The 15040-nt window shown below is 68.0% G+C and carries 7 protein-coding genes, 1 tRNA gene and 3 rRNA genes; 1 reads left to right on the top strand and 10 read right to left on the bottom strand.

The genetic code is table 11. From position 1 onward, the window contains the following. Window position 1: 1 nt before the first annotated feature. The 8 genes from rrf to C1A17_RS05390 all read right to left on the bottom strand — a co-directional run bounded on the left by rrf (window position 2) and on the right by C1A17_RS05390 (window position 11606). A 5S ribosomal RNA gene (rrf, locus tag C1A17_RS05355) occupies window positions 2-118 on the bottom strand. Window positions 119-299: 181 nt separating this feature from the next. Beyond that, window positions 300-3408 (bottom strand): 23S ribosomal RNA (locus C1A17_RS05360). A gap of 431 nt (window positions 3409-3839) precedes the next feature. Continuing rightward, window positions 3840-5366, bottom strand: a 16S ribosomal RNA gene (locus C1A17_RS05365). The 16S, 23S and 5S rRNA genes sit together here, the layout of an rRNA operon. 476 nt (window positions 5367-5842) lie before the next feature. Then, entirely contained in the window at window positions 5843-6940 is a 1098-nt protein-coding gene (locus tag C1A17_RS05370) for a CPBP family intramembrane glutamic endopeptidase (protein ID WP_101651587.1), read from the bottom strand. Window positions 6941-6968: 28 nt separating this feature from the next. Further along, window positions 6969-8255, bottom strand: a complete 1287-nt coding sequence (gene tyrS / locus C1A17_RS05375; protein WP_101651589.1) for a tyrosine--tRNA ligase — start codon at window positions 8253-8255, stop codon at window positions 6969-6971. Window positions 8256-8324: 69 nt separating this feature from the next. After that, window positions 8325-10148 carry a selenocysteine-specific translation elongation factor gene (gene selB / locus C1A17_RS05380; RefSeq protein ID WP_101651591.1) on the bottom strand — a complete coding sequence of 608 codons (1824 nt, stop codon included), beginning with the start codon at window positions 10146-10148 and terminating at the stop codon, window positions 8325-8327. Further along, window positions 10145-11461 carry an L-seryl-tRNA(Sec) selenium transferase gene (gene selA / locus C1A17_RS05385; protein WP_101651594.1) on the bottom strand — a complete coding sequence of 439 codons (1317 nt, stop codon included), beginning with the start codon at window positions 11459-11461 and terminating at the stop codon, window positions 10145-10147. Before selA ends, selB begins: the two co-directional genes overlap by 4 nt. Before the next feature lie 53 nt (window positions 11462-11514). Continuing rightward, a tRNA-Sec gene (locus C1A17_RS05390) sits at window positions 11515-11606 on the bottom strand. Between the two features lie 136 nt (window positions 11607-11742). On the opposite strand from C1A17_RS05390, the gene selD reads away from it, so the two are divergent. Continuing rightward, window positions 11743-12768 (top strand): selenide, water dikinase SelD, encoded by a 1026-nt coding sequence (selD, locus tag C1A17_RS05395; protein ID WP_101651596.1) that lies wholly within the window; start codon window positions 11743-11745, stop codon window positions 12766-12768. Window positions 12769-12796: 28 nt separating this feature from the next. Here selD and nrfD read toward each other — a convergent pair whose 3' ends face one another. Both nrfD and C1A17_RS05405 read right to left on the bottom strand, forming a co-directional pair. Further along, window positions 12797-13912 carry an NrfD/PsrC family molybdoenzyme membrane anchor subunit gene (gene nrfD / locus C1A17_RS05400; protein ID WP_101651598.1) on the bottom strand — a complete coding sequence of 372 codons (1116 nt, stop codon included), beginning with the start codon at window positions 13910-13912 and terminating at the stop codon, window positions 12797-12799. Continuing rightward, window positions 13909-14994, bottom strand: a complete 1086-nt coding sequence (locus C1A17_RS05405; protein ID WP_101651600.1) for a 4Fe-4S dicluster domain-containing protein — start codon at window positions 14992-14994, stop codon at window positions 13909-13911. Before C1A17_RS05405 ends, nrfD begins: the two co-directional genes overlap by 4 nt. Window positions 14995-15040: the final 46 nt, after the last annotated feature.

The following is a 15040-nucleotide window of genomic DNA, read 5'->3' on the forward strand; positions in this document are numbered from 1 at the left end:
ATTGCGGCGGTGTCTTACTCTCCCACACCCTGTCGAGTGCAGTACCATCAGCGCTGGCAGGCTTAGCTTCCGGGTTCGGAATGGGACCGGGCGTTTCCCTGCCGCTATGACCACCGCAAAACTATGGGGAACACGGCGGGCGTGTTCGTTCTGCGGAACCCCCGACACGTGGTGGGGGGTGTCGTATGTGTGGACGCGAGCGTGTCTCCACCCGGCCGGCTTACCGGCGGGGTGGTGTGTGCACAGTGATGGTGTGTGTGCTTGTGTTACCCGACCCGAACACACCCGGAAATAGGGTGGTGGGTGAGTGATCGGCGTATTAGTACCAGTCAGCTCCACGCATTGCTGCGTTTCCACATCTGGCCTATCAACCCCATAGTCTGTAGGGCGCCTCAATGGAAATCTCATCTTGAAGCAGGCTTCCCGCTTAGATGCTTTCAGCGGTTATCCTTTCCGAACGTAGCCAACCAGCCATGCACCTGGCGGTACAACTGGCACACCAGAGGTTCGTCCGTCCCGGTCCTCTCGTACTAAGGACAGCCCTTCTCAAATTTCCTACGCACGCAGCGGATAGGGACCGAACTGTCTCACGACGTTCTAAACCCAGCTCGCGTACCGCTTTAATGGGCGAACAGCCCAACCCTTGGGACCGACTACAGCCCCAGGATGCGACGAGCCGACATCGAGGTGCCAAACCATGCCGTCGATATGGACTCTTGGGCAAGATCAGCCTGTTATCCCCGAGGTACCTTTTATCCGTTGAGCGACCGCGATTCCACAATCCACGGCCGGGTCACTAGTCCCAGCTTTCGCTCCTGCTCGACACGTCCGTCTCACAGTCAAGCTCCCTTGTGCACTTACACTCGACACCTGATTGCCAACCAGGCTGAGGGAACCTTTGGGCGCCTCCGTTACTCTTTGGGAGGCAACCGCCCCAGTTAAACTACCCATCAGGCACTGTCCCTGAACCCGATCAGGGTCCGAAGTTAAGGAATCCACTATGGCCAGAGTGGTATTTCAACGATGACTCCACACACACTGGCGTGCATGCTTCACAGTCTCCCACCTATCCTACACAAGCCACACCGAACACCAATACCAAACTGTAGTGAAGGTCTCGGGGTCTTTCCGTCCTGCTGCGCGTAACGAGCATCTTTACTCGTAGTGCAATTTCGCCGAGTTCGTGGTTGAGACAGTGGAGAAGTCGTTACGCCATTCGTGCAGGTCGGAACTTACCCGACAAGGAATTTCGCTACCTTAGGATGGTTATAGTTACCACCGCCGTTTACTGGGGCTTAAATTCTCCGCTTCGAACCGAAGTTCTAACAGGTCCTCTTAACCTTCCAGCACCGGGCAGGCGTCAGTCCGTATACATCGTCTTACAACTTCGCACGGACCTGTGTTTTTAGTAAACAGTCGCTTCTCCCTGGTCTCTGCGGCCACCACCAGCTCCGAGAAGCATGTTCTCATCACCGGGATGGCCCCCCTTCTCCCGAAGTTACGGGGGCATTTTGCCGAGTTCCTTAACCACGATTCTCTCGATCGCCTTAGTATTCTCTACCTGACCACCTGAGTCGGTAATAGGGTACGGGCGGCTAGAACCTCACGTCGATGCTTTTCTCGGCAGCATAGGATCACCGGATCACCCACCAGATGTGGGTGCCCATCAGCTCTCAGGCACATGACAGACGGATTTACCTACCTGTCGCCCTACGACCTTAGACCACGACAACCATCGCGCGGCCCGGCTACCTTCCTGCGTCACACCTGTTAACACGCTTACCTACTACACATTCAGGTCCCACCCTCAACCGTGCACCCGTCCCGAAGGACAGGAGACAGTCTCGGCCGGTTAGTATCACATGCCTCGGTATTGGCGGTTCTTCGCCGGTACGGGAATATCAACCCGTTGTCCATCGACTACGCCTGTCGGCCTCGCCTTAGGTCCCGACTTACCCAGGGCGGATTAGCCTAGCCCTGGAACCCTTGGTCATCCGGCGGACGGGTTTCTCACCCGTCTTTCGCTACTCATGCCTGCATTCTCACTCGTATAGCCTCCACCACTGGATCACTCCGCAGCTTCACCGGCCACACGACGCTCCCCTACCCAATACCACAACTCAACCAACCGGACATGCCGGCGGCTCATCACACGTGGTATTGCCACAACTTCGGCGGTGTACTTAAGCCCCGCTACATTATCGGCGCGGAATCACTTGACCAGTGAGCTATTACGCACTCTTTCAAGGGTGGCTGCTTCTAAGCCAACCTCCTGGTTGTCTTCGCAACTCCACATCCTTTCCCACTGAGCACACGCTTAGGGGCCTTAGTTGGTGGTCTGGGCTGTTTCCCTCTCGACTACGAAGCTTATCCCCCGCAGTCTCACTGCCACGCTTACACTTACCGGCATTCGGAGTTTGGCTGACGTCAGTAACCCGGTGGGGCCCATCAGCCATCCAGTAGCTCTACCTCCGGCAAGCAACACGCAACGCTGCACCTAAATGCATTTCGGGGAGAACCAGCTATCACAGAGTTTGATTGGCCTTTCACCCCTAACCACAGGTCATCCCCTCCATTTTCAACTGAAGTGGGTGCGGGCCTCCACACGCTCTTACACGTGCTTCACCCTGCCCATGGCTAGATCACTCCGCTTCGGGTCTAGGACACGCGACTGGGACGCCCTATTCGGACTCGCTTTCGCTACGGCTTCCCCACCAGGGTTAACCTCGCCACGCACCGCTAACTCGCAGGCTCATTCTTCAAAAGGCACGCCATCACCCCGAAAGGCTCTGACGGCTTGTAAGCACATGGTTTCAGGTACTATTTCACTCCCCTCCCGGGGTACTTTTCACCATTCCCTCACGGTACTCTCCGCTATCGGTCATCAGGGAGTATTTAGCCTTACCAGGTGGTCCTGGCAGATTCACACGGGATTACACGAGTCCCGTCCTACTCGGGAACCATCACACACAGCCGGCACACGTTTCGTCTACGGGACTCTCACCCACTCCGGTCAGGCTTCCCAACCTGTTCGACTACACACACCACAACCATGCCCAGGGAATGCAGACCCCGGACGGATAGCCCCACAACACCGCACATGCAACGCCTGCACGCTTGACACACACACGGTTTAGGCTCTTCCGCTTTCGCTCGCCACTACTCACGGAATCATTCTTATTTTCTCTTCCTGTGGGTACTGAGATGTTTCACTTCCCCACGTTCCCCCCACACACCCTATATATTCAGATGCGGGTCACGACACATGACATGTCGCGGGGTTCCCCCATTCGGACACCCTCGGATCACCGTTCGTTTACCAACTCCCCGAGGCTTATCGCAGGTTACAACGTCCTTCATCGGCTCCTGATGCCAAGGCATCCACCATGCGCTCTTGAACACTCACACACACCCCCACGCAGCCGAAACCACGCACCGGGCGCATCCGAGTCGGATAACACAAGAAACACAACAACAAAATCACACAGAACACCCCACACACATATGCGCGCAGGATGTCCAGATACTCGCGTCCACTATACGATTCTCAAACAACCAGCAGACCCCACCCCGCACACCGACCCGAAGGCCGGCACGGCAGCAGGACCGCCATCCACAGAAAAACACCCACCCACAAACGTGGGGGCCTGTTCTCCCAGGACCCAACAGCGTGTCCGTCCCCCACCCACCAGCAGCACACAGGCCACCGACAGGCAGGCACCACCCCCAGGACCCGAAGACCCCGAAGGCAGCAGTTCTTATGATGTTCCACCCATGAGCAACCACCCCGCACACACATGGCACGGGCATGGCAACACTGAAATGTGTTCGCTCCTTAGAAAGGAGGTGATCCAGCCGCACCTTCCGGTACGGCTACCTTGTTACGACTTAGTCCCAATCACCAGTCCCACCTTCGACGGCTCCCCCCACAAGGGTTAGGCCACCGGCTTCGGGTGTTACCGACTTTCGTGACTTGACGGGCGGTGTGTACAAGGCCCGGGAACGTATTCACCGCAGCGTTGCTGATCTGCGATTACTAGCGACTCCGACTTCACGTAGTCGAGTTGCAGACTACGATCCGAACTGAGACCGGCTTTCTGGGATTCGCTCCGCCTCACGACATCGCAACCCTCTGTACCGACCATTGTAGCATGCGTGAAGCCCAAGACATAAAGGGCATGATGATTTGACGTCATCCCCACCTTCCTCCGAGTTGACCCCGGCAGTCTCCTATGAGTTCCCACCATCACGTGCTGGCAACATAGAACGAGGGTTGCGCTCGTTGCGGGACTTAACCCAACATCTCACGACACGAGCTGACGACAACCATGCACCACCTGTACACCAGCCCAAAGGGCTGAACCATCTCTGGCACATTCCGGTGTATGTCAAGCCTTGGTAAGGTTCTTCGCGTTGCATCGAATTAATCCGCATGCTCCGCCGCTTGTGCGGGCCCCCGTCAATTCCTTTGAGTTTTAGCCTTGCGGCCGTACTTCCCAGGCGGGGCACTTAATGCGTTAGCTACGGCGCGGAATCCGTGGAATGGACCCCACACCTAGTGCCCAACGTTTACGGCATGGACTACCAGGGTATCTAATCCTGTTCGCTCCCCATGCTTTCGCTCCTCAGCGTCAGTTACAGCCCAGAGTCCCGCCTTCGCCACCGGTGTTCCTCCTGATATCTGCGCATTTCACCGCTACACCAGGAATTCCAGACTCCCCTACTGCACTCTAGTTCGCCCGTACCCACTGCACGCGCAAGGTTGAGCCTTGCGTTTCCACAGCAGACGCGACAAACCACCTACGAGCTCTTTACGCCCAATAATTCCGGACAACGCTTGTACCCTACGTATTACCGCGGCTGCTGGCACGTAGTTAGCCGGTACTTCTTCTGCAGGTACCGTCACCCGAAGGCTTCTTCCCTACTGAAAGAGGTTTACAACCCGAAGGCCGTCATCCCCCACGCGGCGTCGCTGCATCAGGGTTTCCCCCATTGTGCAATATTCCCCACTGCTGCCTCCCGTAGGAGTCTGGGCCGTGTCTCAGTCCCAGTGTGGCCGGTCGCCCTCTCAGGCCGGCTACCCGTCGTCGCCTTGGTAGGCCATCACCCCACCAACAAGCTGATAGGCCGCGAGCCCATCCCCAACCGAAAAACTTTCCACCACCACTCCATGCGGAGAATGGTCATATCCGGTATTAGACCCAGTTTCCCAGGCTTATCCCAGAGTCAGGGGCAGGTTACTCACGTGTTACTCACCCGTTCGCCACTCATCCACCCACAGCAAGCTGCAGGCTTCAGCGTTCGACTTGCATGTGTTAAGCACGCCGCCAGCGTTCGTCCTGAGCCAGGATCAAACTCTCCATAAGAAAAATACAATCCCAGCCAAAAGAAAAAGACAGAGAAACAAAACAAAATTCTGCTACTCCACCAAATTTTCAATCAACCAGTAAAACAAAAAACTGGCATCACAAAAACAAACAAACACGCTATTGAGTTCTCAAAGAACAGACGCAGTCCGCAGTTCGCGCAACGTTTCCGCTGTGTTCTCCGCAGCGCGGCCGAGTTCCTACTTTAGACCCGATCCGGTCTGCTTGGCAAACCGTTCCCGCTGTGACCTGAGCCACATCGTGCCAGCCGGCAGATCGCTCCGCCGTGGGCTTGATCGGGTGCTGCTCTTCTGCCGTTCCAGTGGAAGCGGGGCTCAGTGATCCGTTCGTATCCGACCGATCCGGCCCGCTCGCTTCGGTGTTTCCGTCGAGCAACAGGTACAAACCTACTCACTCGGCCCGACCGGCGCAACTCGGGATCCCGTGACCTCGGTCACGCCCCGTTCATCTGCGGTTCAGACGCGTTCGGCACCGCGCCCGGCGTCGGCGGTCCCGGCCGCCGGCACAGCGCGCGCCGGGTCCCGGGGCGTGCGCCCCAACCGGAGCGTCGCGATGACGAGGACGAGTGCGAGAGGAACGAGGACGATCCACCCGGAGAGGCCGAGCGCACCGGCGCGCACGACGTCCGGCTCCGTGCCCGCGGGCAGGAGGAGGAGCGACAGTCCGGCCGCCGCATTGAAGGCGCCGTGCGCGAGGGCCGCCGGCCACACCGATCCGGACACTCCGCGCAGCCAGCCGATCCACGTCCCGAGGAGGATGCAGGCGACGCACATGAGCGCGACGCCCCGCAGGTCGTAGAACCCGAAGTTGTATCCGAGCAGGAGGACCGGCGAGTGCCAGGCTCCCCACAGCACTCCCCCGAGGACGAGTGCCGGGACGAGTCCGAGGCGAGCGGTGAGCGCAGGCTGCAGATAGCCCCGCCAGCCGATCTCCTCGCCCGCGGCGGGCACCGTGTTGACGAAGGCCCCGACGACGATGCCGACGAGCTGGGCGATGAGGAGCACCGTGAGGGATTCGTCCCCCACGAGCGCCGCGAACACCGAGCCCTCGAGCCGGGGCCGGGCGTCGGAGACGAGGAATGCGACCCCGAGGGCACCGCCGGCGATCGCCCAGGTGCCGAGGAGCGCCACGGCGAGGAGCCCGATGAGGCGCGCCGCGCCGCGCCGCGCGAGCGGGAACCCGGGCTGGGTGCGGACGGGGCCGAGTCCGAGCGCGATGAGGAGCCTGCGCCAAGGCAGTCCGTCGACCCAGCGGCCGGCAACGAGCGCGGCGACGGCCGGGGTGAACATCATGAGCCCGACGAGGATCTGCGGGAGGAGCATCGCGAGCACCGCACCCGGGTCCGCCGGGGCCTCCCCGCCGGATGCCGCTGCGGCGCCGAGCGTCGAATCCGGGGCGAGGTCGATCCCGGTGATCCACAGCGGCAGGCACAGCAGCCATGGCAGTGCGAAGGCGATGCCGGTGAACACCGCGACACCGCGCAGGGTCCCCGTCTCCGCGGGCGCGGCAGCCGCGGCCCGGCCCGAGGGATGATGACCGCTGTGCCCGGTCATCGTCGACCGTCCGCCGCCCGCACGCCGATCAGCCGAGGACGCGGACCGCGCCGAGCGTCTTCTTGCCGCGGCGCAGCAGGATGACCCCGGAGTCGCCGGCGTCGAGGACGTCGGCGGTGGTGAGGACCTGGTCCTCGGCGCCGACCTTGGTGTTGTTGACGTAGGCGCCGCCCTCCTTGGCCGCCCGGCGCGCCTCGCCCTTCGACTTGACGATCCCGGCTGCGGCGAAGGCGTCGATCACCGGCATGCCGGAGGACACCTCGGCCGCGGGGACCTCCGCCGTGGGCAGCTCACGGGTCGCGGCGGCGAGGGTCGCGGGCTCGAGATCGGTGAGCGCACCCGACCCGAACAGCGCCTGCGCGGCGGCGAAGGCCTGGCGGGTCTGCTGCTCCCCGTGGACGAGCGTGGTGACGTCCTCGGCGAGGACGCGCTGGGCGAGCCGCTGGTGCGGGGCCTCGGCGAAGTCCGCGGCGATCTCCTCGATCTCGGCCAGCGGTCGCATCGAGAACACCTTGAGGTACTTGACGACGTCGCGGTCGTCGGCGTTGAGCCAGAACTGCGAGAACGCGTAGGGGCTGGTGAGCTCCGGGTCGAGCCACACGGTGCCGGACTCGGTCTTCCCGAACTTCGTGCCGTCGGCCTTGGTGATGAGCGGGGTCGCCATCGCGTGGGCGGAGACCCGCTCGACGCGCCGCACGAGGTCGGTGCCGGCGGTGAGGTTGCCCCACTGGTCCGAGCCGCCGTGCTGGAGCACGACGCCATGGCGCCGATGGAGCTGGAGGAAGTCGTGCGCCTGGAGGATCTGGTAGGAGAACTCGGTGAACGAGATGCCGTGATCGCTGTTGAGACGGGCGGAGACCGTCTCCTTGGCGAGCATCCGGTTGACCGAGAAGTGCTTGCCGATGTCGCGGAGGAAGTCGATCGCGCTCATCCCGCCGGTCCAGTCGAGATTGTTGACGACCTGGGCCGCGTGCGGACCGTCGAAGTCGAGGAACCGCTCGATCTGGCTCCGGATCCGCGTCACCCAGCCCTCGACGACCTCGCGCTCGTTGAGGGTGCGCTCGCCGGACATCCGCGGATCGCCGATGAGACCGGTGGCCCCGCCGACGAGGGCGAAGGGGTTGTTCCCTGCGAGCTGGAGGCGGCGGGCGAAGAGGAGCTGGACGAGATTGCCCATGTGGAGGCTGGGCGCCGTGGGGTCGAATCCGATATAGAAGTTGATCGGCCCGGCGGCGAACGCCCGGGCCAGCGCCTCCTCGTCGGTGGACATCGCCACCAGATCGCGGGACTTCAACTCGCTGAGGATATCGGTCACGACTCGCCTCTCTCCGTTCTCGGGTACAGGGGTCATCCTACCGCCGCGCCGATGCGGCCGGCGCCCGCCTCACCGCACGACGACGCGGTGCCCGGAGTCGATGCGCCGGGTCCATCCCCGGTCGTCGAGGTGCTCGAGGAGCGGGATCGCCACCCGGCGGGTCGTCCCGAGCGCCTGCCGTGCGTCGCTCGCGGTGAATGGCTGGTCGAGGCCGGCGAGCACGCGCATGGCCTGCGCCGGCGCCGCGGGCAGGAGCACGACGCCGTCCGCGAGCCGGAGCAGTCGGCCCCGGTTCTCAGCGGCCGCGAGCTCGCGGGACCCGAGGCCCAGGCGCGCGAGGTCGTCGGCCTCGGGGGCGGAGAAGGGCGCCGCGCGCAGGCGGTCCTCGAGCTCGGCCACGGGTCGTTCCGCAGCTCCCAGGCCGACCGGGCCGGGGCGCACCACCCTGCCGCTGGAGCGGGAGAGGCCGCTCGCGGCGACGACGGCTCCGAGCAGGCGGTCGGCGGGCAGGTCGAGGAGGTCCGCCGCCGCTTTGAACGGCATCCCGGCCGAGAGCGGGTCCCGCTCGGCCTCCGCGTCGAGCGCGCTCCGCAGACGTGAGCCCCAGCGCTCGAGGGCGGATTCGGCGACGAGCAGACCGCCCTCGATGACCACCCCCGCGGGCGGTCCGACGCGCGCCGTCCCGGGTGCGGCCTCCAGATCCGCAGCGCCGGCGATGCCGAGGCGCCGCGCGCGCTCGATGCTCAGCGCCCCGCGCCGCTCGACCTCGGTGCGCAGGTCCCCCTCCGGGGGCATCGTGGACAGGGCGCGGGCCCGGCGGGCTCCGGCGCCTCGGCGGTCGAGCTCCGGCGGGTCGACGTCGAGGAGCTGCGCGCCGAGGAGGGCCGCGGCGGAGCCCGGGTCCCGGAGGATGATGCGGTCGCCGACGGTCACCGGGAGCGCGCGCTCGAGTGTGAGCCGTCCGTGCCGGTCGTCGAAGGGCCGCAACCGGGCCGGCACCGCAGCGGTTCCGAGGTGGACGGTGACCCGCTCGGGCAGTCGCGGGAGCGCGTCGGTGCCGTGGGCGCGGATGTCGAGCACTGCCGACGTCCACCACGCGCCGGGGGTGAGGAGCGCGTCCCCGCGGTGGACCTCGTCGGCGGAGACGCCGCGGAGGTTGAGCGCCGTCCGCGCGGTCGGGGTCACGTCCGGGGCCGCTCTGCCCCGGCTCTGCAGTCCCCGCACGTCGACGGGCCCGGAGCGCAGCCGGCCGCACAGCTCGAGGCGGTCGCCGGTGCTCACCGTCCCGGCGGCGAGGGTGCCGGTGACGACCGTGCCGGCGCCGTCCATGGTGAAGGAGCGGTCGATCCAGAGCCGGATCCGGGCGTCTGCGGCAGGCGGACGGGTCCCGGCGAGCACCGCGTCGAGGGCGGTGCGGAGCTCGGGCAGCCCGGAGCCGGTGAGCGCGGACACCCCGAGCGCGGGGGCCTCGGCGAGGCCGGTCCCGGCGAGCTCGCGGCGGGCCTCGGCGATGACCTCGGGGACGTTCCCGGGAGCGAGGTCGCTGCGCGTGACGACGATGACGCCGCGATCGATCCCGAGGGCCGCCAGCGCGTCGCGGTGATCGCTCGACTGCGGCTTCCAGCCCTCGTCGGCGGCGACGACGAAGCACACGACCGGCGCGGGTCCGATCCCGGCGAGCATGTTGCCGAGGAACCGCTCGTGGCCGGGGACGTCGACGAACGACACCGTCGCGCCCGAGGGCAGGGTCGTCCAGGCGTAGCCGAGGTCGATCGTCAGGCCGCGCCGCTTCTCCTCCGCCCAGCGGTCGGTCTCGATGCCGGTGAGGGCCCGCACGAGCGCCGACTTCCCGTGGTCGACGTGCCCGGCGGTGGCGACGACGAACTCGCTCACGGGGCCTCCGGCCGGGCGATCCGGGCGAGCGCCGTCCGAACGGCTGCGAGCACCCGGTCGTCCTCGGCGGGCGGGATGCAGCGGAGGTCGACGAGGCACCGGCCGTCGTGGACGCGCGAGAGCACCGCCGGGTCGCCGGTGCGCAGCGGTGCGGCCGCGGCCTCGGGCAGCGCGACGGCCCAGCCGGGCAGCGGGACGCCGGGTCCTCCGCCGCCGCCCACCCGGCCGTCGTGGGCGACGACCGCGGCGTCGAGCGCCGTCGCGAGGCGCTCGGCGCGCTCCCGCAGCGCTGCCGGGTCGGCGTGGATCGCAGCGGTGACGGGTGGTCGACCGGCGGTCACGGTCGCCTCGAGCGCGGCGAGGGTGAGCTTGTCGGCGCGCACGGCTCGGGCGAGCGGGTGGCGGGCGAGCCGGGCGACAAGGTCCGCGCGGCCGGCGATGATCCCGGCCTGCGGTCCACCGAGGAGCTTGTCGCCGCTCGCGATGACGAGGTCGGCTCCGGCGCGCAGCGCGGAGTCGAGGTCGGGCTCGTCGGGCAGCACGGGATCGGGCGCGAGGAGTCCGCTGCCGAGGTCGGCGAGGAGCGGGATGCCGGCCTCCCGGCACGGCCCGCTGAGCTCGCCGAGCGTCGCCTCCGCGGTGAATCCGGTGATGCGGAAGTTGCTCGGGTGGATCTTGAGCACGCATCCGGTGCCGGGTCCGATCGCCGCGGTGTAGTCGGCGAGGTGCGTGCGATTGGTCGTGCCGACCTCGCGCAGGTGCGCGCCGGTCGATGTGAGGAGGTCCGGCAGTCGGAAGCCCGCGCCGATCTCGATGAGCTCCCCGCGGCCGACGACGAGCTCGGCCCCGGCGGACAGAGCGGTGGCGGCGAGGACGAGGGCCGCGGCGCCGTTGTTGACGACGAGCACGTCCTCGGCGGCGGGGCAGGCGGCGAGCAGCGCGGCGCGGGCCGCGGCGCCGCGCCGGGACCGGGCGCCGGTCGCGAGGTCGAGCTCGACGTCGACGTACCCGGCGGCGTCGGCGAGGGCGGCGCGCGCGGCCGCGGACAGCGGAGCGCGGCCGAGGTTGGTGTGGACGACGATGCCGGTCGCGTTGAGCACCGGACGCAGCGACGAGCGGCTCCGGCCGGCGACGGCGGCGAGGACCTCGGATTCGACCGCGGACGGTGCGATCTCCCCGCGCCGGGCCCGATCCTGGACCGCGCGGACGAGGTCGCGGACCACTCGCGCGCTCAGCGATGCGGCCGCCGCGCGCACGGCCGGCAGGGCGAGCAGGCGGTCGGTGCGCGGGATGTCGCGGCGCGGATCGTCCACTCTCGCCTCCTCGCACCGGCCGGCGGGAGCCGACCGCGGATCTCCGGGTCCGGCGGAGGCGGACGGGAATCGAACCCGCCAGACCGAGATGCTCGGTCTCACCGGTTTTGAAGACCGGGGGGCCCACCAGGACCCGGACGCCTCCGGTGCCAACCTACCACCGGACCGCGGGCGGGAGCCGGACGCAGCGGGACCGGACCGCGGGCGGGTGCCCGACGCGAGAGGGGCCGGAGCGCGGACCGGGGCTGGACGCGGCTCCGGCGGCGCGGAAGACTGGCCGCATGGACTCCCGACCCGCTTCCGTCCCCGAACCGAGCTCCGCGGCGCCGTCCGGCATCCGCCTCACCGGCATGGCCCACGGCGGGGGGTGCGCGTGCAAGATCCCCCCGGGCGAGCTCGAGGACGCGGTCGCCGCGCTCGCCGGGCAGCGGTCCGACGAGGTCATCGTCGGCCTCGACGACGGCGACGACGCCGCCGCGGTCCGGGTCCGTCCGGACCTCGCGGTGCTGTCCACCGCGGACTTCTTCACCCCCGTCGTCGACGACGCCTACGACTGGGGCCGGATCGCCGCGGCGAACGCGCTCTCGGACATCTATGCGATGGGGGGCGAGCCGACGGTCGCGATCAACCTCGTCGGCTGGCCGCGCGACGTGCTGCCCATGGAGCTCCTCACCGAGGTGCTCCGCGGCGGACTGGCGATCGGCGAGCAGGCGGGCTGCCCGGTGATCGGCGGGCACTCGGTCGACGACCCGGAGCCGAAGTACGGGATGGCGGTGACAGGGACCGCCCACCCGGACCGGCTGCTCCGCAACGACGCCGCCGCGGCCGGCCTGCCGCTCACGCTGACGAAGCCGATCGGCCTCGGGATCCTCAACAACCGCCACAAAACCACCGGTGAGGTGTTCGACGAGGCGGTCGCGACGATGACCGCGCTCAACCGGGACGCCTCCCGGGCCGCGCTCGCCGCGGGCGCCCGGGCGGCGACCGACGTCACCGGCTTCGGGCTGCTCGGCCACCTGTTCAAGATGTGCCGGGCCTCCGGGGTGGGCGCCGTCCTCGACTCCGCGGCGGTGCCGGTGCTCGACGGGGCGCGGGAGTCGCTGGCCGACGGGTTCGTGTCCGGCGGCACCCGTCGCAATCTCGACTGGGTGCGCCCCCACCTCGCGGCGGACCCCGGGATCGGGGAGGACGTCCTGCTCCTCCTCGCCGATGCGCAGACCTCGGGCGGGCTGCTCGTCGTCGGCGAGGTGCCGGGCCACCCGGTCATCGGCGAGATCGTCGCCGGCACCGGGGTCCGGATCCGCTGACCTGCCGCACGGGCCCGGCCCGTCCGGGTCAGCCCGCCGTCGTGATCGAGTCGTGCGTGATGCCGGCCGCGCGGCGGGCGGCGAGGCGGGCCTTCTGCGGCTCGATGACGTGACGGGGGTCCTTCGTCGACTCGATGCCCGCCTCGAGCACCCCGAACCGGGTGAGCGCCGAGGCGCCGAGCAGCGCGGCCCCGGACACCGCCGCCGCGATCCGGTTCGATCCCCCGAGCACGGTGCCGCATGCCCCGGCGACCGCGAGGCGCTCCGCCCAGCGCAGCTTCCGCCCGGCGGGCCCGTGCTCGAGCGGCTCCGCCTCAGCCGGGTGGACCGTGCGCTCGAGGACGCGCATCGCGAGGATCTCCCCGGTGACGCCGAGCACGGCGAGCACCCGGGCCGGCCGCGTCTGCGCGGTCGGAGTCGTCACCATCGCCATCCCGCCGGCGGCGAGGCCGGCGGATCCGGCGAACACGAAGGGCAGGGTCCGCCGGGCGGCGTTCCACGTCGGCACCGAGGTGTCGGACAGGAGGACCGCGGTGTACACGGCGAGCGGCGCGCCGAGCAGTCCCGCGCCCGCGCCGGCGGGCGCCTCGACGGCGCGCAGCGCGGCCCGGAGCGGTCCGAGCGGCAGACGCCGACCGGTGAGCCGGTCGACCTCCGCGGCGGCCGCGAGACCGGCCCCGGTGCTGAAGGCCCCGAGCAGCCAGGAGCCGAGGCTCATCGGCGAGGTGATCTTCACCGTCCGCATCATGTGGAGGAAGCGCTCGGGCCGGCCGAGGTCGGCGACGAGGAACACCACCCCGACGCCGGCTGCGCCGAGCGCGGTGAGCCGGGTGCTCCGCCGCAGGGAATCCCGGCCGGTGACCTGGGCGCCGAGGCCGAGCAGCGCCGATCCCCCGGCGAGCCCGCCGAGGAACAGGTAGGCGGCGATCTCGTGCCCCCACGGCGGCGGCTTGACGATCGGCCGGCCGTAGTACGAGGTGAACTCGACGTCCTCGACGACCGGCATCTCCCGCGAGCCGTCGTTCGCACCCGCTCCGCCGCGACGGCGACCCCGGCCGATCCCGACCCGGGCGGCGCGGAGAACGGAGCGGCGCCGCCGGCGGGTCTCCGGCGGGCGGTAGCTGTCGAACTCGGAGAGGGTCATGAGCGTCCTCCGAGGAAGGCGAGGGCGGTCGCGGCGAGCATCCCGGCCGCCGCGATCCCGGCGGTCGCGAACATCTGCGGCAGGTCCTTCGTGGGAGCCCGCGGGTCCGGCGGCAGGCCGTAGACCTCGGGCTCGTCGAGGAGGAGGAACACCGACCCGGTGCCGCCCACGCCGTCGTCGGGGTTCGCGCCGTAGAGCCGGGCCTCGGTCATCCCCTGCGCGTGGAGGGCGCGCACGCGCTCCTGGGCAGCATCGACCATGTCCGTCCGGTCCCCGAACCTGATCGAGGTGGTCGGGCAGGTCTTCGCGCAGGCGGGGGTGAGCCCGTCGACGAGCCGGTCGTAGCACAGCGTGCACTTGTTCGCCGTCCCGGCGTGGGGGACGTCCTGTGCGCGGCGCGCCCGGCCCTCGCGGTCGGTCTTCGGGCTCACCGTGCCGTCGTCGCGGCGTTCGATGACCCCGAACGGGCAGCCGGCGACGCACGTGCCGCAGCCGTTGCAGATGTCGGCCTGGACGACGACGGTGCCGAACTCGGTGCGGAACAGCGCCCCGGTGGGGCACACGTCGAGGCAGCCCGCGTGCGTGCAGTGCTTGCACACGTCTGAGGACATGAGCCACCGGAACTGCGGAGTGTCCGGCGGCGCGGTGTCGACCGTCGCGGACCCGACCGCTCCCGCGCCCGGACCGGTGGGGTCGGCGGTCGACACGGTGCCGTCGGCGAGCCCGCCGAGCACATCGACCGGACCCGAGTCGCCCGCAGCCCCCGGTCCCGCAGCACCCGGAGCAGCGCCCGGCGCAGTGCGTGCGGCGGGCGGACCCACCTGCGGCATCCCGAGCGGGACGAGCCGGCGGCCGGACTCGCGTGCACGGTCGATCTGCTCGCGATCCTGTTCGATGAAGGCGACGTGCCGCCACGTGTTGGCGCCGAGCCCGCCGGTGTTGTCGTACGACGAGCCGAGGATCTCGAAGTCCCCGTCGGTGGGGTTCCGGTTCCACTCCTTGCACGCGACCTCGCACGCCTTGCACCCGATGCAGATCGAGGTGTCGGTGAAGAATCCCTTGCGCGCGTGTTCGGTCGTCATCGCTCCTCCTCGGGTTCGCGGTCAACGGAGTCCGCGCCGCCGGGCG

The organism is Brevibacterium ihuae (assembly GCF_900184225.1).
GTDB lineage: Bacteria > Actinomycetota > Actinomycetes > Actinomycetales > Brevibacteriaceae > Brevibacterium > Brevibacterium ihuae.